Genomic DNA, 18,619 nt, shown 5'->3' on the forward strand with positions numbered 1-18,619 from the left:
GTCTCCTCAGGAGACGCCCGCCAGGTCCTTGCCCCGCTGGAGACGGGCCCACTCCCCGTCGTTGACCTCGATGCGCTGCACGGCCCTGCGAAGTACCGGCGGCGCCATCAGCGACGTGCAGATGGCGATCAGCACCACGACGGTGTACGAGGCGGTGTTCAGCACGCCGAGCCGCAGACCGATCCCCGCCACGATGATCTGGATCACGCCGCGTGCGTTCATCCCGGCACCGAGCACCAGAGCGGCACGGCGATCGAGCCCGGCGAGGCGGGCACCGAGCAGCGCCCCGGCGAACTTGCCCACGGTCGCCACGACAAGCGCGCACAGCGCGGCGAGCGCGATCAGCGGTGTGCCCAGCACGGACAGGTTCATCCGCAGGCCGGCCTCGGCGAAGTAGAGGGGGGCCAGAACCGAGAGCGTGACGGAGCGCAGGGGTACCAGGGCCCTGCTCGTCCCGGATCCGGCGGCGCCGACCAGCAGACCGCCGATGAGGGCTCCGAAGGACGCCTCCATGCCCATGGCCTGCGTGGCCGCCGCGCACCCCGTGATCAGCACGGTCGCCGTGCCCATCACGGTCTGCGGGTTCCGCGTCCTGGCCATCAGCCACCTGATCGCCGGACGGCCGAGAAACACTGCACAGGCCGTGATCAGGACCAGCCGGACCAGCGGCGCGGCGACCGATCCGAGCGTGAGCCCGCTCGCCGCCGCGGCAGAGGCCACGGACAGCAGCATCCAGCCGGCGACATCGTCCACCACGCCGACCGCGATGGTCAGCTGAGCGATGTCCCGGTGCAGTAATCGCATGTCCGACAGCATTTTCGCGATCACCGGTAGAGCGCTGACGCACATGGCCACGCCGATGAAGAAGACGAACAGACCGCGGTCGCGACCGGCGGGCAGCAGGGCCGCAGGCGCCACCAGGCCCGCGGCGCAGCCGAGTCCCAGGGGAATCAACAGGCCGAAGGTACCGACCAGCAGGGACGCCTGCCCGGTACGACGCACCAGGGCGAGGTCGATCTCCAGCGCGGTCGTCCCCACAAGGAGGATCACGCCGAGCTGACCGACCGCGTCCAGTAGGTGGACCTGGGACGCCTGTGACGTCTGCAGCCAGTGGTGAAATGCGGGGAGGATCCGGCCGACCACCGAGGGTCCGAGCAGGATTCCCGCCGTCAACTCGCCCGATACCGCAGGTAGTTTGAAGCGCGTCGCGAGTCGGCCGAGCAGCTGCGCGGCACCGAGCAGCAAGGACGCCTGGACCAGCAGAACCAACAACGCATGCCCGCCCAATGGCGGGGCTGTGACGGGCGGCATGGTGCGTTCCTCCGCTATGGGTGTCCTTCGGCGATCGATGACCGCTCGGGCGGGGTCCGCCTTGCCTAGGGCCTGGTCTCCTGCTGGACGGTGATCGCTCGGGAAGGACAGACGCCGGCGGCACGGCGTACCCGGTCCTGCAGTTCGCCCGGTACGTCCTCACGGAGCAGACGGACGGACCCGTCCTCCTCCCGCTGGTCGAACACCTCACTCACGGCGAGGACGCACATTCCCGAGCCGATGCAGCGCTCCTGGTCGACCGTCACACGCATGTCGTTCCTCTCCTCGGTTCGCATTCCATCCCCTTGCCTTTGCCGCGCCGTCACCTCGGGAGGAAGCGCACCGGCAGCGAGCTGTAGCCGTTGAGAAAGTTGGACTGGATCCGGGTGGGCGGCCCGGTGACCTCCAGGTCCCGGACCGTCTCGGCGAGCACGCTCAGCAGGGCATGCAGTTCGGCCCGGCCGAGGAAGGCCCCCAGGCAGTAGTGGGGCCCGTGGCCCAGAGCGACGTGCTTGTTCGGGGACCGGGACAGGTCGAGGGCGCGCGGCTGAAAGAACGCCCGCTCGTCGTTGTTGGCCGAGATGTTCCACAGCGTCACGATGTCTCCCGCCCGCACGTGCCGCCCTGCGATGACCTGGTCGCGGGTGGCGGTACGGGCGAAGTGGAACGAGGGAGTCGCCCAGCGCAGGGCCTCCTCGACGGCCGTGTGCAGGTCAACCTGGCCGGCCCGCAGGGCCCGCCACTGCGAGGGGTGTTCGGCAAGGGCCTTGACCGTGCTGACGGCGGAGACCCGCGAGGACTCGTCGCCGCCGATGATCAGGCTGTAGCAGTTGAGCGCGACCTCTTCGAGGCTCAGGGGCTCGCCCTGGATCAGCCCCGTGGCGATCGTGCTGATCACGTCGTCACCCGGGTCCGCGCGTCGACGCGCCGCCACATCCATGAAGTACAGGACGAGTTCGTTGCGCGATTCCAGGGAATCGAGTTCGTCCGCCCCGGTCAGCGCTCCCTTGCTCCACCGAAGCAGGTCGGGGCGGTCCGCCTCGGGGACCGACAGCAGGTCGCAGATCGTGTTCATGGGCACGTGTTCCGCGACCTGGGTGGCAAAGTCGAAGGTCTCCAGGCCGACGGCATCCTTGATGAGCGCGGCGGTGCGCTCCTCGACCTTCCGGGCGACCCTGCCGAGCACCTTCGGCGACAGGGCGCGCCACATCAGGGCCCGAAGTTCCCGGTGACGCGGCCGGTCCGTGACGGCCAGCATTCTGCCCCCGGCGGAGTCGTCGCCGCGCAGCAGCACATCGAGCACAGTGCCACGGCCCGAAGCCAAGGCCTCGGAATCGCCGTAGCAGGAGACGACGTCGGCGTACCCGGCCACCACCCAGAAACCGGGGTGGCCGTCCGAGGCAGCGTGCCAGTACACCGGCTCGTTCGACCTCACCTCGGCGAACAACTCGAATGGATCATTCTCCATGAACGTGCGCGAGTCGGTCAGATCGAGCGAGGCGACCGCTGTTCGGCTCATCGTCCGCAATCCCCACTGAAGACTGGAAACGCACTGCTCGCAGTGCCCGGCACCGGCTCCGGTACGCGGATCCTCACAGACGGCCGAGCCGGTCCGCTCCAGTTGTGTCAGAAGTCTTTCGTGGCCGGTTCCGGCAGTGACGGAGAGCCGAAAGATTGCTCTGCCGCCCCGATCCGCCGTGAGAACTTACGAACAAATCCGAAGCAGAGGAGCGCATCATGCTTCGTACTCGCCGGGATCAATGCCTGCGGACGCTGGCCCAGGCTCCCGCACCCATCGCAAGGATCGTCTGCCTCCCGCACTCGGGCGGCACCACGGCCGGCTACGACGCATGGGCCGGCGAGCTCCTGCCGGCCGTCGAGTTGCTCGCGGCGCAGTATCCGGGGCACGGCGACCGCTTCGGCGAGCCGCTGTCGACCCACGTGCGCGCGCTGAGTGCGGAACTCTCCTCCGAACTCCTGCGCCTGCCGCCCCTGCCCACCGTGCTCTTCGGTCACAGTCTCGGCGCCCTCGTCGCCTACGAGACCGCTCTGACTCTCAGCGCGCTGGACCGAACGCCCTGCGGTCTGCTGGTGTCCAGTTGCCCGGCCCCTGGTGTGGAGGGCCGGGTGCGGGCCGGACTGCTCTCCGACGGTGAACTGTGGTCCCTCATCTGTTCCCTGGACGGAATCGATCCAGCCGTCGCCGACCAGCCGGAACTGGTGGAGGCGCTGCTCCCGGTGCTGCGTGCCGACATCACGGCGCACGAGGACTACCGGCCGGAGCCCAGGGTCGTCCCCCTGTCCTGCCCCGTCCGTTGCTACCACGGCATGCAGGACCCCCTCGTGGACACCGCCCTGCTGACCGGCTGGGCCTCGGTGACCACCGGGCCGTTCAGCATGCTCGAACGCGAGGGCCACCACTTCCATCCGTTCCAGAACGCCGAAGACCTCCTCACCGACATCACCGCCTTCCTCGATACCGCACTCCCCACGGACTCACTGACGCGGAGCTGACCATGGCCGAGTTGAGCTACTCCTCCTATCTCCAGACAGACATCCTGCTGTCGCTCCAGAAAACGCGGATACCCGAGACGGCCGACCGGACCGTGGTCCTGGCCGAGCACTTCTTCATCGTCGCCCACCAGTCCTGCGAACTGTGGCTCAAGCAGGCCGTCGCGGATCTGAGCCTGGCGAGGGACCTGCTGTCCTCCGTCAGCCGTCCGGCCGCCGAGGTGGAGACCAGCGTGGAACTCCTCCAGCGGGCCGCCGAGCTGCTCCGGGTCCTGCACGAGCAGGTACTCGTCCTGGAACGCCTCCCCCTGCGCCACTTCGTCCAGTTCCGGCCCTATCTCGGCACGGCCAGCGGGGCGCAGTCCCAACAGTTCCGGGAACTCGGCCGACTGCTGGGGGACGGCGGTGAGGAGGGCGAGCTGTACCGGGCCTTCGTGGAGAACACCGGCCATCAGGGCTGCACCGTGGCCGACGTGTGCCGCCTCGGGATCGCCGGTGGCGGCCTCCACCGGGTGGCCGAGGCGCTGCTCGACGTGGGCAACGGCTACTGGCGCTGGAAGGTGGCCCACCTCGGCCTGATGTCGAAGATGGTCGGCGGCCGGCAGGGCACCGGAGGAACGTCCGGGGAGGAGTTCCTGATGCACCGGATCACGCTCCCCTTCCCGGAGCTGCGGCGGCTGCGCGGCGCCCTGCACGCGGAGGAACTCGCCCCCAGCCCCGCGTGAGAAGCACCGGACCAGGACATCATCCCCCTCCACGAGACGAAGGCGGTCTTCATGTCAGCGGACGGCACCACCGGTCTCCACCACGTCGTGATCAACCACGAGCGGCAGTACTCGGTCTGGCCCACGGACCGGGCGGTCCCGGCGGGCTGGTCGCCCGTCGGTGTCACCAGCACGCTGGAAGAGTGCCTCGCATACGTCGACCGCGAGTGGACGGACCTGCGCCCCCAGAGCCTGCGGGGTTCCGGCGTCGGCCAGACCATCGTCACCGAAAACGGCTGATCCATGCTGGACATCGACGTAGCGGACATGACCGTGCGGCAGCGCGAACGGCTTCTGCTGTGGAGCGTGGTCCCCCGACCGGTGGCCATGGTGAGCACGGTCTCCCCGCACGGAGCGATCAACCTGGCGCCCTTCTCCTACTACACGGCGGTCGGGTATTCCCCCATGACCCTGCTCTTCTGCGCGGGTCGGCGGGCCGACGGCACCGAGAAGGACTCCTGCCGCAACGCCAGGGTGCCGGCCGAAGGAGGTACGGGGGAGTTCACCGTCAACATACTGATCGAAAAACATGCCGAGGCAGCCACCGCCTCGGCGAAACCCCTGCCGTACGGCGAGTCGGAGTACGAACTGGCCGGGCTTCGGCCGCTGCCCGGCCGGAGGGTCCGCTCCCCGCGTATGGACGGATCCCCCATCGCCTTCGAATGCCGGACGTCCGCGGTGGTTCCGGTCGGTGACCACTTCGTCGTCATCGGGGAAGTGGTCCACATCACGGCGGACGAGGGGCTGATCGACGAGACCGGCTTCCACGTCGACCTGGACCGGCTGGGATCCGTCGGCCGCATGGGCGCCGCGGACTACGTCCGCACGTTGGACCGCTACGTCGTGGGCGGATGAGCCCGGGTCCGCGAGCGTGACGCCCAGCCCGAGCACGCTCGCCACCGGCCCGGACCACGCATCGTGACTCGATCACGCCGCCTGGCTGTCACCTCTGCTCGTTCCGAACCGTTGAGAAGTACGGGATGCCCGGCACGACACGGAGCAACCTCAAGACGGCGAGGCGATACGGGAGGGCGTGGCTCTTGGATGTCTACGAGGCGGTGGCGACTCGTCGAGCGGTGCGGGGGTTCACGTGTGATCACGTACCGAAGGAAGTGCTTGAGCGAGTACTTTCGGCCGCTTCCAGGGCACCGTCCGGGGCGAACCTGCAGCCATGGCACACCTATGTCCTGACCGGGCAGCGACTGGAGGAACTCAAGCGACAGGCCGTCGCGCGAGCGGCAGCGGGTGACCCAGGAGACGACCCGGAGTACGTGATGTACCCACCGGACCTCAAGTCCCCCTATCGCGAGCGCCGTTGGGGAGCCGCCGAGAAGCGGTACGGCGCTCTCGGCATCCCACGCGAGGACCGGGCCGCACGGCATCAGGCGGTCACCGCGAACTGGCACTGCTTCGGCGCTCCCTCCGCCCTCTTCCACTACATCGACCGGGATATGGGACCGGCCCAGTGGGCCGATGTCGGCATGTACCTGCAGACCGTCATGCTGTTGCTGCGGGCCGAGGGACTGCACAGCTGCCCGCAGATGGCATGGTCGGTGTACCACCGAACGGTCGCGGGGATCGTGTCTCCCGCCGAGTCCCTCGTCCTCTTCTGCGGCATGTCGGTGGGCCATGCGGATCCAGCCGGCCCCTGTGTCCGCGTGGACCGCGCCCCGCTCGACGAGACGGTGACCTTCCTCGACTGACCCGGCATCCCCATGTACGCAATGTACGCACCAAAAATGCCCCCTGAAACCGCGTTTCCGCAGGTCAGAGGGCATTTATATGTGGAGCCTAGGGGAGTCGAACCCCTGACATCCGCCATGCAAAGACGGCGCTCTACCAACTGAGCTAAGGCCCCGAGAAGCAGCGGCCGGCCGGAGGAATCGCGTTTTCCGGTGCCGCCGGGGACCAGAGTACCGGGTCACCCCCGGTATCTCGCAAAAAGATTGGGGGTCCCCGAGGATGACCACTCTCCGTAAGATGCTCGACGTGGTTCGCTACAGCGAACCGCGGTATTCAGGGGAAGCGATGGGGAGACGCAATGGACGCCGCACAGCAGGAAGCCACCGCGAGAGCGCGGGAGCTGCAGCGGAACTGGTACGGGGAGCCGTTGGGGGCGCTCTTCCGTAAGCTCATAGACGATCTCGGGCTCAACCAGGCCCGTCTCGCGGCGGTCCTGGGGCTGTCCGCTCCGATGCTCTCGCAGCTGATGAGCGGCCAGCGGGCGAAGATCGGCAACCCGGCTGTGGTCCAGCGGGTGCAGCTGCTGCAGGAGCTGGCGGCCCAGGTCGCGGACGGCAGTGTGAGCGCCGCCGAGGCGACCGACCGCATGGACGAGATCAAGAAGTCGCAGGGGGGCTCCGTGCTCAGCAACACCACCCAGACCACCAGCGGTTCGGGGGCGCCGACCGTCAAGCGGGTGGTCCGCGAGATCCAGTCGCTGCTGCGTTCGGTGGCCGCCGCGGGCGACATCATCGACGCGGCGGACAGCCTCGCCCCGGCCCATCCGGAACTGGCGGAGTTCCTGCGCGTCTACGGCGCCGGCCGCACCTCCGACGCCGTCGCGCACTACCAGTCCCACCAGAACTAGGACCCACGGCCCGGTTCCCGGAGGGGGTCCGGGGGCCGGGCCGGGGCCAAGGTCGGTCGCCGCGGGGCCGGCGGACCAGGGGGCGCAGGGCGTTCCTTGATCGTGGAGCGGGGTCGTATCACTCATCGAAGTGGGGAAGTAAGGGGTCGGGGGGACCGACGCGGGTCCAGGGGGAGGAGCGATGGGCTGCCATGGGTGAGGTGTTCGCCGGCCGGTACGAGCTGGCCGACCCGATCGGACGCGGGGGCGTGGGCGCCGTATGGCGGGCCTGGGACCACCGCCGACGGCGCTATGTGGCCGCCAAGGTGCTCCAGCAGCGCGACGCCCACTCCCTGCTGCGCTTCGTGCGGGAACAGGCCCTGCGGATCGACCACCCCCATGTCCTCGCCCCGGCCAGCTGGGCCGCCGACGACGACCAGGTGCTCTTCACCATGGACCTGGTCGCCGGCGGCTCCCTGGTCCACCTCGTCGGCGACTACGGCCCGCTGCCGCCGGCCTTCGTCTGCACCCTGCTCGACCAGCTTCTGTCCGGCCTCGCCGCCGTCCACGCCGAAGGCGTCGTCCACCGGGACATCAAGCCCGCCAACGTCCTGCTCGAAGCGACCGGCACCGGCCGGCCTCGGCTACGGCTGTCCGACTTCGGCATCGCCATGCGGCTCGGCGAACCCCGCCTGACGGAGACCAACCTCGTGGTGGGCACGCCCGGTTACCTCGCGCCGGAGCAGATGCTGGGCGCCGAACCCGACTTCCCCGCCGACCTGTTCGCCGTGGGACTGGTCGCTCTGTATCTCCTGGAAGGCGCCAAGCCCGACGCCAAGGCACTCGTGCAGTACTTCGCGGAACACGGGACTCCCGGCGCACCCAAGGGCGTTCCGGAGCCGCTGTGGCAGGTCGTCGCCACCCTGCTCCAGCCCGACCCGGACGCGCGTTTCCGCACCGCCACGGGTGCGCGCAAGGCCCTCGCCTCCGCGGTGGAGCTGCTGCCGGAGCCCGCACCCGACGACGAGCTGATCGAGATCTTCGACCAACTCGGCCCGCTGCCGCCCGGGTTCGCCCCCGACGGTCCCCTCAAGAGGGCCTCCGGAGTGGCCTCGGAACTGGTCGAGGGCGCGGACACGACTCCGACTCCGACCCCGGACGCGGGCTCCGGCACGGACACCGGAGCCGACACGGGTACCGGATCACTCCCGGACGCCGGATCCTTCCCGGGCACCGGATCCCTCTCGGACACCGGGAGCTTCCGGCTGCCGCCGCCCCCGGCGCCGCCGAACCAGGAGCCTCCGCCCCAAGGGCCCCGGGCCCAAGAGCCCCGGACCCAAGAGCCTCCGCACCAAGCGCCTCCGACCCCCGAGCCGTACCCCCACCAGCCCCTGGATCCCTCCCCGTACCCTCCGTACGCGCAGCAGCTCCGGCCCCCCGCTCACCCCCCGCTCCACCAGCCGTACCCCTCCCCCCAGGCCCACGCCCCCTACGACCCACGTGCCGACGCCTCCACGGCTTCGTACACGGCTCGCGACACACGGCTTCCGCATCCGGCCCAGCCCTGGTCCAGCGCGCCCGCGCACGGGCACAGGGGGCATCGGGCGGGCCGGAACCGACGGCCCGGGCCGCCGGCGAAGGTCGCGATCCCGATGCTGTTGCTGGCGCTCGCCTGCTACGCGGTGGGTTTCTGGGCGCTGGCCCGCGTCTGAGCCCGCCGCGCCGTCACCGTCCAGCCCACGAGCACCAGCAGCAGTACGGTCCCCAGGCCGATCCCGGCGATCGCGGTCAGCTTCAGCGCGGTGCCGTCCCCGCCGCCGGTGCTCCCGGTGGACACGGCTTCCCGGTCCTGCTCGGTGAGGGTGAACACGTCCGCCGGCACGGGTTTCCCGGCGTACTCCGGCCCGGCGTGCGCCCGCCCGGCCACCCGGACCCGCAGCGTCACGGGGAACGGGCCGCGCCCGAACGGGCCGGCCAGCTGCTCGCTGAGATGCAGGACCAGGTAGTAGTCGCCGGCGAAGCGGACGGCGGCCACCCCGGCGGCAGCGGCGTAGCGGTTGGCGTACTCGACACGCGGGAGCGGGGTGAGTACGGCGGGCTTCCGCGTGCCGGTGTAGCCGAGGGCGGCGTCCTCGACGTAGCCGCGGACGGGGTTGTAGAGGGAGAGGTTCAGGGCGCCGCCGACATAGCCGTGCCCCTGCGCGCTCGCCAGTTCGGCGGAGGCGTGCAGCTGCCGGCCCCAGTCGACCGGCACCTTGTAGAAGCGTGTCTCGCCGGGCACGAGCGTGGTCCGCCAGACGCCCTGGCCCAGTGGGCTCGCCGAGGCGAACCCGGCGCCGCCGGAACGGTCGCGGGGCTCACCGCCAAGCGGCTCGGGCGTGGCGGAGTCCCAGGCCTGCGGCGCGGAGGTGGCCTCGGCCCGCGCCGGACGCGGCTCGGTGGCGGGCGCGATCTCCAGGTTCCAGGGCCGGGAAGGGGCCGTAGCGGCGCTCCCGGTGTCGAGTCGCTGGACGAGCAGGTAGTACGTCCCCCGGCCCTGGCACAGCGCCCGGCCGGCCTCCCGCTGGGCCAGCGCGGTGACCGGGCGCGGGCTGAGCCCGGCGCCGAAGCGGGCCGAGAAGGCGGAGGAGTAGGAGCAGGGCGTGCCGTGCGCGTCCTGGAGCAAGACCTTGATGCCGTCGGTGGCGGAGACGGTGGCGTTCGCCGGGGGTACGGCGGTGACGGGGATGTACGCCGTGTCGGCGGTCGTGAGGTCGATCCGGTAGTAGAGCTTGCCGTTCCTCGGCAGGGAGCTGCGGTAGGTGCGGCCGGGGTCGAGCCGCCCGGCCGTCGCCGTGCCCGTGGCGCCCGAGACGGTACGGGCCCCGGGCGCGAAGGCGTACGACTCCGCCCGCGCCTCCCCGGCCGGGGCCGCCGACGCGGGCACGGTGCCGGCCGGCAGGACGAGCAGCGCGCACAGTGCCGCGCACAGTCCCGGCAACAGGGCCCTTCCGACGACGCCGGGAACCACCGCCCCGCGACCGTCCCGCCACCACGCCGTACGCCGCCCTCGCCCCCGCACGTGCCGACCTCCCCGTGTCATCGCTGCGCAGCCGTACCGGACCGCGCCCATCCTGCCCCGGGCGCCCGTGCGTCATCCGGGCAACGCATACGGCCGTCCGAAACGCCCGGCAACTCCCGTCGTGCGCCCGTGAAACGGGCTGTCCCCCTTCGCGAACGGGTACAACACCCGGCGGGCGCCCGCAAGACGGGCAAGGCACGCCGGGGCAACACAAAACCCCGACCGCGAAGGGGCGGTCGGGGTCTGTTCAGATTCTGGTATCGGCACTCAGGAGCCCGTGGGCACGGAGTCGGTCGCCTCCGTCCACAGATCCTGCTCGGCGCGATCCGCCTGGATCTGGCGGTACACGAGGAGCCCGCCGATGGCGGCCAGTGCGACCAGGAGCAGCTTCTTCACCGCGCGACCTCGTCTTTCCTTGACGTAGGGGACCTCTGGCGCCCGACTATACACACCGATCGATATCGATCGGTGACCTGCGTCGGGCCCCAACTCCCGCTTCCGGCAGCGCAATAGGCCAGGTCCGGCGCCGTTCCGATCGGAGGGTGATCACACCCGCACGGACGGTTACTTTGCTCCCTCTTCGCTCACTCTCACCAGGTTTGGGGAGTTTTCCGGCTCTCTTGCGGCCATCCGGGTGGTGTTCATCGGAACATCGACGCGCCACGGGCGTCGGTCCACCACTTCGCGATCCACATACACATCATGAGGAAAGTACGCAAATCGCCCGACCCGAAAGTGAGGGGCCATGACCCAGAACAAGGTCATGAAGCTGTGGACCGCCATCGTCACCGCCTTCTTCGCACTGTGCACCGCGCTCGGACTCGTCACCGCCACGACCGCCACGACCGCCGCGGCCGCGACCGGTAACGAGGGCTCCAGCACCGGCACCGCGCACAGGACGATCCCGACGAACCCGACGATCCCAGCACCTCGCCGCTGGTCCCAGTCCCACGCCGGCGCCCTGCCCCCCACGATGAAACAGCGCATCCGGGCCGAGGCCCACGGAAAGACCCCCGGTTGCCGGCACCGACCCCTCGGCGACAGCCAGACGGAGAGCACGGACACACCCCAGGACCCCTCGGCGGCCACGCTCGACTGCTGACGGCCCGCCGCACGCAGTACCGCAACGTTTCGACACAAGGCGACTTGCGTACGCACCAGTCGACACGGAAAGACCCCCGGCCGGGTTCGGCCGGGGGTCTCGCGCTTTTGCGGCCTGACGGCATGGCCGACGAACCGATGGTCAATGAACCGACGGCCGACGAACCGACAACGCCTCCGGAAAGGTGGTGAGTGCTGCCGTGACCCGGCGCGTCACCGTGGTCACCGCCGTCCACGGCCCGTCCGCCCGCTTTCTGCCGGACGCCTACGCGTCCCTGCGCGAACAGCGGCTGCCCGGCGGCTGGGAGTGGGAGTGGGTGATCCAGGAGGACGGCACCACGGACGAGGTCCGCCCGTACGTCCCACGGCGGGACCCGCGCGTGAGCTTCGGCCAGGGCAGGCCGGGCGGGCCCGGAGTCGCCCGTACGATCGCGCTGGCGCGCGCCGGGGGCACGTACGTGAAGGTCCTGGACGCCGACGACCGGCTCACGCCGGGTGCGCTGGCCCGCGACCTGGCCGTGCTGGAGGAGGACCCCGCCGTCGGCTGGACGACCTCCCGGGCCCTCGACCTGCTGCCCGACGGCTCCACGACGGCCTTGCCCGGCGACCCGGACGAAGGCCCCCTCGACCGCGGCACCGTCCTCGACCACTGGAAACGGAACGACTACCGCGTACCCGTCCATCCGGCGACCCTGTGCGTCCGGCGCCGACTGCTCACCGCACTCGGCGGGTGGATGGCCCTGCCGGCTTCCGAGGACACGGGGCTGCTGCTGGCGCTGGGCGCGGTGAGCCGCGGCTGGTTCTGCGCGCAGCCCGGCCTGCTGTACCGCAAGTGGGAGGGCCAGGTCACGCGCCAGGCTTTCCACGCCGATCCCGTCGAACGCAAGGCCCGGACGGCGGTCGTCGAGGCCCGGGCCCGCGCACTGGCCGACCTCCGGTGGGTCTACCCGGCCGGTGCCCGCACTCCCTGAGTCACTGCGCCAGCACGATCGCCTGCGAGGGGCACGACTCCGCCGCTTCCCGGACCCGTGAGTCGTCGGCGGACTCCTCCCGGCCGGGCCGTACGACGCCGTATCCGTCCTCGAAGGCGAACACGTCCGGCGCCCGGTGCGCGCACTCGGCGGAGCCGTAGCACAGGGAGCGGTCCACGGAGACCTTCATGCGTCCTCCAGTCCTGGACGGTGGCTTCCAGGACGTCACTGCCCGGCGGACCGCACGCCGAACCGGACCGGACCGGTGCGCGTTACCGCTCCCCGCCCGCGACGGACAGCCAGTGGGCCACCCGGCGGACCGTGGGCTCGTCCAGCAGCTCGGCCATCGTCCGCACCGCCTCGCCGTCCTCGGGGCTCAGGTCGTACAGGCCCGCCCTGCTCAGACCGGCCAGGAGGACCTGGTGCCGACGGCCCGTCATGCGTTCCGCGAGCTTGGCCGGTTCACCGGCGCCGGGCGCGGGCCCGCCGGACGAGGCGGGCGGGGCGGGTGCGGGCGCCTTCGCGGCCGGGGTGTCGAAGAAGTGCCAGGCGCCTTCCCTCGGCCCCCACAGGGCGACCGTCACCTCCTCGCCTCGCGCCCGCAGGGTCTGGGTCATGTCCCCTACGGCGTACAGCACGGGAGCCCGGTCGGGAGACTCGGCGCCCACGGTCCAGGAGTCCAGCGAGGGCTGGTGGAACATCGCGACCCAGCGCGGAACACCGGGCGGTCGCGGACACGGGGGCCGCTTCTGCATGACACTCACCCCTTCGGGAAGCCGTCGGAGGGCACCGTATCTGACACTCCGTCAGATATCCAGCGCATGCCCGGACCCGGTCCGTACTTCTGGCCTCTTCAGGACCGACATGGCACCCTGCCCGCACCCCGGACCAGGGGTTGCGGAGTCGTCCCGGGCAAGGGAGGCCGAGGATGAGCGGACGGGAAGAGACAGCGGCCGGAACAGGCACGGAGGCCGAAGCACTGCGCAGACTCCACGGGGCCCGCGCGCACAGCGCCTACGACCGTGCGGTCGCCGCATGCCGGTACGCCGGTGTCGGCCGGGACGCGGCCAAGATCGTACCGAGGGACCCCGTCGGCCGGGCCGCCAACGCGCTGCGCCTGTCGGCCGAGTCGCTCGCCGCGCTGACCACGAGCGCCCCGGACCCGGCGGCCGACGCCCGCTGCGCCCGCAACGCCGCCGCCACCGCAGCACTCGCCGCCCAGGTAGCCGCGGCCCGGGACAGCGCCGTGACGGCTGGGGCCCGGGACGGCGGCACCACGGCCCCGGCCACGGAGTCGGCGGGCATCTCGGCCAGGGAGTCGGCCGGCATCTCGACCGCGGAGTCGGCCAGCCCCTCGGCCACGGCATCCGCCGCCACCTCGGCCACGGAGTCCGCCACCACCTCGGCCACGACCCGGGACAGCCACATCACGGCCGCCGCCCGGGACCGCGGCACCACGGCCCCAGCCACGGAGTCGGCCAGCATCTCGACCACGGAGTCGCCCGACCCCTCGGCCACAGCATCCGCCGCCACCCCGGCCACGGCATCCGCAAGTGCCTCGACTGTCGCCCTGCGTGCAGCTCTGGCGGCCTCCCAGGCCGCCGCGGCAGCGGCCGGCGGCAGTGCGCGGGGACGGGACGCGGCTCTGAACGCCTCCGCCGAGGAAGCCGAGCGCCTAGCCGTGGCCACGGCTCGCGCGGCCGGATGGTTCGAAGCGCACAGGGCGGCCGACTGAGGCGCTGTTTCACGTGAAACGTCGCCAAACCCGACCGAACACCCACTCACCACCCCACCCGCCCGGCACCGGTCCCTCCCCTCGTGGGGACCGGTGCCGAACGGGTGCGGAGCATCGACCCGCGCCGCGTCGGCTCGGCACGGGTCGAAGAACGGGAGCGGCCCAAAGGGCTCACGGGCTCACGGGCTCACTCAGCCATTGATGGAAGTTGGCCGAGATCCCTCGGTGCCGTGGGCTGTCTTTCCGGACGCAAGGCCGTGGCCTGTCCGGACGGTGTGTGACGGGTCCGCTACCGGGTCCGGATCCTGCCATCTGTTACCCGCCAAGGAGGAGACCACGACCTCCGGTCCAGTGCTTTACCGCAGGTCAGCCGTATAAGGTGGGTTTTCCGGTCCGGACGTCCACATGCGGGGGGAACGTAAAGGGGTGGGACCTTGAGTTCCGACTCAGGGACACGCACAGCTTTCGCCGAGCGCCTTGCGCTCCTGTACAAGGAGGCTGGAAACCCTCCCCTCAAGAGCGTCGCCGAGGCGGTCGTACGGCTGCAGCGGATCGACGAGCGCGGACGGCCCGTGCGGGTGTCCGCACAGCGGATCAGCGACTGGCGCCGGGCCAAGAACGTGCCGGCGCAGTTCACGGCCCTCGCGGCGGTCCTGCACATCCTGATCCCGGAGGCACGGCGGCTGCGGCCCGCGCCGGTGTCCGCGGGCCTGTACGACCTCGTGCACTGGCAGCGGCTGTGGGAGCGCGCGCTGGCCGACCCGGTCGGTGACCGGCCCGCACCGCCCGCCGAGGAGAACCAGCAGCCACCCGACCAGGCCCCGCCCGTCGCCGGAGGCGTGTGCCCCTACCGTGGGCTGGCCCCGTACCGGCAGGAGGACGTCCGGTGGTTCTTCGGCCGGGAGCGGAGCACGAGCGCACTCGTCGCCCAGCTGCGCGACGCCGAGCGGACCGGCGGTCTGGTGATGCTGGTGGGCGCGTCGGGAGCGGGTAAGTCCTCCCTCCTGAACGCCGGCCTGGTCCCGGCCCTTCGCGGCGGCGCCCTGCACGAGGGACGCGGCACGCCCGCCGACGCCACCGCCGGCAACGGCAACGGCAACGGCAACGGCAACGGCAACGGCAACGATGCGGGCGACTGCGTCCTGCACCTCGTCCCCGGTGCCGACCCGCTGGGCGAGCTGGTCCGCCGTATCCCCGATCTCACCGCCGTCGCCACCCAGGCGCGCCGGGCCGAGCAGGAGGCCACGGAGAATCCGGCGGTTCCCGGCTCCGACTCGCCCCGCGTGGCCCGGGCGGCCCACGAGGCCGTCTCGGCGTGGGCCCGCCGCGAGGCGTCCGCCGCGAGCCGGCCGGTCGTCATCGTGGACCAGTTCGAGGAAGCGTTCACCCTCTGCGCCGACGAGGCCGACCGGCGTACCTTCATCCAGCTGCTGCACGCCGCCTGCACCCCGCCCGCCGGCTCGGACGGGCCCGCCCCGGTGCTCGTCGTCCTCGGCATCCGCGCCGACTTCTACGAGCAGTGTCTCGGCTACCCCGAACTGGCCGACGCGCTCCAGCACCGGCACATGGTGCTCGGCCCGCTGACCAGCACCGAACTGCGCGAGGCGGTGACCGGCCCGGCCAAGGCGGTGGGTCTGGAGCTGGAGACGGGGCTCGCCGAGCTGATCGTCCGCGAGGTGAGCGCCGACGGCCCGCGCGGGGCCCATGACGCGGGCGTGCTCCCGCTGCTCTCGCACGCCCTGCTCGCCACCTGGCAGCGCCGCAAGGCCGGACGGCTGACGCTGGCCGGCTACCGCGCGGCGGGCGGGATCCAGGGGGCCGTCGCGGCGACCGCAGAGCGCGCCTGGTCGGGGCTCGACCCCGCGGCCCGTACAGCCGCCCGGCTGCTTCTGCTGCGCCTCGTCCGGCTGGGCGAGGACACCCAGGCCACACGCCGGCGGGGCACCCGGCGGCAGCTGGCGGAGGAGTCGGCGGACCCGGGCAAGACGGAGGAGTCCCTCGAGGCCCTCGTCCGGGCCCGGCTGGTGACGCTGGACGCGGACACCGTGGAGATCACCCACGAGGCGCTGCTGCACGCCTGGCCCCGGCTGCGGCACTGGATCGACGACGACCGGGGCGACCAGCTGGTGCGCCAGCGGCTGGAGGAGGACGGCCGGGCCTGGGAGGACTCGGACCGGGACAGCTCGCTGCTGTACCGGGGCTCCCGGCTGGAGCAGGCACGCAGCTGGACCCGGTCGGCCGGGGACACCTTGCTGACCCGCAGCGCGGTGGAGTTCCTGGCCGCCTCGGTACGGCTGCGCAAGCGCACGGTGTGGATCAGCCGGGCAGCGGTGGCGCTGCTGGTCGTGCTGGCCCTGGTCGCGGGCGGCTCGGCGGTGATCGCCTGGCAGCAGCGGGACGACGCCGTGTTCGAACAGGTGCTCGCCGAGGCCGACCGGGTCCAGCGCACGGACCCGTCCCTGGCCGCCCAGCTGGACCTGGTCGCCCATCGGCTGCGCCCGGACGACGAGGGGACGTACAGCAGGCTGATCTCGATCGTGAACGCGCCGCTGGCCACTCCCCTTTCCGGCCACACCGGCGCCGTCTACCTCACCACCTTCAGCCCCGACGGCAGGACCCTGGCCACGGCCAGCTACGACCGGACCGTCCGGCTGTGGAACGTGGCCGACCCGAGCCGCCCCAAACCCCTCGGCAAACCGCTGACCGGCCACACCAGCTGGGTGAGCAGCGCCGTCTTCAGCCCGGACGGACACACCCTCGCGAGCGCCGGCGACGACGGAATGATCCGGCTGTGGGACGTCACCGACCCCGCCCACCCGGTGCAGCTGGGCAAGCCGCTCAGCGGCCACACGGGCACGATCTACCTGATCGCCTTCAGCCCCGACGGCCGTACGCTGGCCTCGGCGAGCGAGGACCACACGGTACGGCTGTGGAGCGTGGCCGACCCGCGCCACCCGTCCGAACTGGGCGCACCGCTGACCGGCCACAGCGCCGCGGTACGCAGCGTCGCGTTCAGCCCCGACGGACACACCCTCGCGGCGGGCGGCGACGACCACACGATCCTGCTGTGGAACACGGCTGACCCGCGCCACCCGAAGCCGTACCGCACGGCGCTGAAGGGCCACACGGACCTGGTGCACTCGGTGGCGTTCAGCCCCGACGGGCACACCCTGGCCAGTGGCAGCGCGGACGACACGATCCGGCTGTGGGACGTGGCCGACCCCGCGCACCCGTCCGCGCTGGGCTCACCGCTGACCGGGCACACCGGGCCGATCTGGTCGGTGGCCTTCAGCCCGGACGGCAGCAGGCTGGCCGCGGCGAGCGCCGACAGCACGGCGAGCCTGTGGAACGTAACCGATCCCACGTCCCCCTCGCAGGTCGGTGAGCCGCTCACGGGCAGCAGCGGCGAGATGTTCGCCCTGGGGTTCAGCCCCGACGGGCGGACCCTGGCCACCGGCAACGGCGACGGCAAGGTGCGCCTGTGGTCGGTGCCGACCTCGGACGTGATCGGCCGCAGCGCGGCGTTCCGCCCCGACGAGAAGGTGCTGGCCACGGCCGCACGGGACGGCCGGATCCGGCTGTGGAACGTGGCTCGGCCCGGCCGGCCCGAGCTGCTGGGTGAGCCGTTCATGCGCGGGGAGAACAGCGAGCACGTGCTGTTCTCCCCCGACGGGCGCACCCTCGCGATCCTCACCGGTAACCGGTCGGTGTACCTGTGGAACGTCACCGACCCCGCCCGCCCGGTCCACGCCGGCGCACCCCTCGCCCTGCAGACCCGCTTCATGGGTCCCAACGCGCTGGGGTACAGCCCGGACGGCCGCATCCTGGCCACCGCCTACGACGACCACAGGTTCCAGCTGTGGAACGTCTCCGACCCCGCGCACGCCGTTCCGCTCGGCAAGCCGGTCAGCGGCCACCGGGGGTACATCAACGCCCTGGTCTTCAGCCCGGACGGGCACACCCTGGTCAGCGGCAGCGCGGACGGCACCGTTCGTTTCTGGGACGTCACCGACCCCGCCCGCCCGACCCGGCTCGGCACACCGCTCACCGAGAACTCCGGGGGCGTCAACGCGCTCGCGTTCACACCGGACGGCCGCACCCTGGCCAGCGGCAACGACGACGACACGGTCCGGCTGTGGAACGTCACCGACCCCGCCTCGGCGACCGCGCTGGGTTCGCCGCTCACCGGCCACACCGAGGCGGTCATGTCACTGACGTTCACCCCCGACGGGCGCACTCTGGCCAGCGGCGGCGACGACAACACGGTCCGGCTGTGGAACGTCTCCGATCCCGCCTCGGCGACGCCCATCGGCCGGTCGATGAGCCCCAACGGCCAGACGGGCAACTTCCTGTCCTTCAGCCCCAAGAGCCGCGTCCTCGGGGTCTCCAGCGGTGCCGACACGGTCCGCCTGTGGAGTCTGGACGCCGACGCGGCGATCGACCACATCTGCTCGGTCACGCGGGGCGTGCTGACCGCGCAGAAGTGGCACGAGTACCTCCCCCGCCTCTCCTACGACCCTCCGTGTGGTCACTGATCGGCCAACCTGACCTGAAGTCGTCCGACTTTGCCCCACGGAGGGCTCAGTCTTGTTACCC

The 18,619-nt window shown here is 71.5% G+C and carries 18 protein-coding genes and 1 tRNA gene; 11 read left to right on the forward strand and 8 right to left on the reverse strand.

What is annotated here, in order from left to right; all coding sequences use genetic code 11:
* Positions 1-6 precede the first annotated feature (6 nt).
* The 3 genes from ACWC0C_RS22970 to ACWC0C_RS22980 all read right to left on the reverse strand — a co-directional run bounded on the left by ACWC0C_RS22970 (position 7) and on the right by ACWC0C_RS22980 (position 2,830).
* Positions 7-1,311 (reverse strand): cation:proton antiporter, encoded by a 1,305-nt coding sequence (locus ACWC0C_RS22970; RefSeq protein WP_450865504.1) that lies wholly within the window; start codon positions 1,309-1,311, stop codon positions 7-9.
* Positions 1,312-1,376: 65 nt separating this feature from the next.
* Positions 1,377-1,583 (reverse strand): ferredoxin, encoded by a 207-nt coding sequence (locus ACWC0C_RS22975; protein ID WP_450865506.1) that lies wholly within the window; start codon positions 1,581-1,583, stop codon positions 1,377-1,379.
* A gap of 50 nt (positions 1,584-1,633) precedes the next feature.
* Positions 1,634-2,830: a cytochrome P450 gene (locus ACWC0C_RS22980; RefSeq protein ID WP_450865508.1), complete on the reverse strand. Its 1,197-nt coding sequence runs from the start codon at positions 2,828-2,830 to the stop codon at positions 1,634-1,636.
* Between the two features lie 218 nt (positions 2,831-3,048).
* Here ACWC0C_RS22980 and ACWC0C_RS22985 point away from each other — a divergent pair, with 218 nt between their 5' ends.
* The 5 genes from ACWC0C_RS22985 (at position 3,049) to ACWC0C_RS23005 (ending at position 6,289) form a co-directional block, all read left to right on the forward strand.
* Positions 3,049-3,825, forward strand: coding sequence for a thioesterase II family protein (locus ACWC0C_RS22985; protein WP_450865510.1), 777 nt, complete (start codon positions 3,049-3,051; stop codon positions 3,823-3,825).
* Between the two features lie 2 nt (positions 3,826-3,827).
* The gene (locus tag ACWC0C_RS22990; protein ID WP_450865512.1) at positions 3,828-4,547 is read left to right on the forward strand and encodes a tryptophan 2,3-dioxygenase family protein; all 720 of its coding nucleotides are present in this window, start codon (positions 3,828-3,830) and stop codon (positions 4,545-4,547) included.
* Positions 4,548-4,598: 51 nt separating this feature from the next.
* The gene (locus ACWC0C_RS22995; RefSeq protein ID WP_450865514.1) at positions 4,599-4,826 is read left to right on the forward strand and encodes an MbtH family protein; all 228 of its coding nucleotides are present in this window, start codon (positions 4,599-4,601) and stop codon (positions 4,824-4,826) included.
* 3 nt (positions 4,827-4,829) lie between these two features.
* Positions 4,830-5,441 (forward strand): flavin reductase family protein, encoded by a 612-nt coding sequence (locus ACWC0C_RS23000; protein WP_450865516.1) that lies wholly within the window; start codon positions 4,830-4,832, stop codon positions 5,439-5,441.
* 185 nt (positions 5,442-5,626) lie between these two features.
* Positions 5,627-6,289: a nitroreductase gene (locus ACWC0C_RS23005; protein ID WP_450865517.1), complete on the forward strand. Its 663-nt coding sequence runs from the start codon at positions 5,627-5,629 to the stop codon at positions 6,287-6,289.
* 82 nt (positions 6,290-6,371) lie between these two features.
* Here ACWC0C_RS23005 and ACWC0C_RS23010 read toward each other — a convergent pair.
* Positions 6,372-6,444: transfer RNA gene (locus tag ACWC0C_RS23010), tRNA-Ala, on the reverse strand.
* Between the two features lie 183 nt (positions 6,445-6,627).
* Here ACWC0C_RS23010 and ACWC0C_RS23015 point away from each other — a divergent pair.
* Positions 6,628-7,176 (forward strand): helix-turn-helix domain-containing protein, encoded by a 549-nt coding sequence (locus ACWC0C_RS23015; protein ID WP_449194999.1) that lies wholly within the window; start codon positions 6,628-6,630, stop codon positions 7,174-7,176.
* Positions 7,177-7,367: 191 nt separating this feature from the next.
* On the forward strand, positions 7,368-8,867 hold the full coding sequence (locus tag ACWC0C_RS23020; protein ID WP_450865520.1) for a protein kinase domain-containing protein: 1,500 nt from the start codon (positions 7,368-7,370) through the stop codon (positions 8,865-8,867).
* On the opposite strand, the gene ACWC0C_RS23025 is transcribed toward ACWC0C_RS23020, so the two are convergent.
* Together ACWC0C_RS23025 and ACWC0C_RS23030 are read right to left on the reverse strand one after the other, a co-directional pair.
* On the reverse strand, positions 8,831-10,216 hold the full coding sequence (locus ACWC0C_RS23025) for a hypothetical protein (RefSeq protein WP_450865523.1): 1,386 nt from the start codon (positions 10,214-10,216) through the stop codon (positions 8,831-8,833). The genes ACWC0C_RS23020 and ACWC0C_RS23025 overlap by 37 nt on opposite strands.
* A gap of 267 nt (positions 10,217-10,483) precedes the next feature.
* Complete coding sequence (locus ACWC0C_RS23030; RefSeq protein WP_003999697.1) at positions 10,484-10,612, reverse strand: DLW-39 family protein; 129 nt, start codon at positions 10,610-10,612, stop codon at positions 10,484-10,486.
* Positions 10,613-10,961: 349 nt separating this feature from the next.
* Here ACWC0C_RS23030 and ACWC0C_RS23035 point away from each other — a divergent pair, with 349 nt between their 5' ends.
* Both ACWC0C_RS23035 and ACWC0C_RS23040 read left to right on the forward strand, forming a co-directional pair.
* Complete coding sequence (locus ACWC0C_RS23035; protein WP_449195002.1) at positions 10,962-11,318, forward strand: DUF6344 domain-containing protein; 357 nt, start codon at positions 10,962-10,964, stop codon at positions 11,316-11,318.
* A 199-nt stretch (positions 11,319-11,517) separates the two neighbouring features.
* Positions 11,518-12,288, forward strand: a complete 771-nt coding sequence (locus ACWC0C_RS23040) for a glycosyltransferase family 2 protein (RefSeq protein WP_450865524.1) — start codon at positions 11,518-11,520, stop codon at positions 12,286-12,288.
* Position 12,289: 1 nt separating this feature from the next.
* Here ACWC0C_RS23040 and ACWC0C_RS23045 read toward each other — a convergent pair whose 3' ends face one another.
* Both ACWC0C_RS23045 and ACWC0C_RS23050 read right to left on the reverse strand, forming a co-directional pair.
* Positions 12,290-12,478 (reverse strand): ferredoxin, encoded by a 189-nt coding sequence (locus ACWC0C_RS23045; RefSeq protein WP_450865526.1) that lies wholly within the window; start codon positions 12,476-12,478, stop codon positions 12,290-12,292.
* Positions 12,479-12,560: 82 nt separating this feature from the next.
* Entirely contained in the window at positions 12,561-13,043 is a 483-nt protein-coding gene (locus tag ACWC0C_RS23050) for a hypothetical protein (protein WP_450865528.1), read from the reverse strand.
* 173 nt (positions 13,044-13,216) lie between these two features.
* Between ACWC0C_RS23050 and ACWC0C_RS23055 the strand changes: the two genes are divergently transcribed.
* Together ACWC0C_RS23055 and ACWC0C_RS23060 are read left to right on the forward strand one after the other, a co-directional pair.
* A complete protein-coding gene (locus tag ACWC0C_RS23055; RefSeq protein ID WP_450865530.1) occupies positions 13,217-14,023 on the forward strand; it encodes a hypothetical protein in 807 nt (268 codons plus the stop codon).
* Between the two features lie 434 nt (positions 14,024-14,457).
* Positions 14,458-18,558, forward strand: a complete 4,101-nt coding sequence (locus ACWC0C_RS23060; protein WP_450865531.1) for an nSTAND1 domain-containing NTPase — start codon at positions 14,458-14,460, stop codon at positions 18,556-18,558.
* The last annotated feature ends 61 nt before the right edge of the window (positions 18,559-18,619 follow it).

The sequence above is a fragment of the Streptomyces sp. NPDC001709 genome (assembly GCF_053596375.1).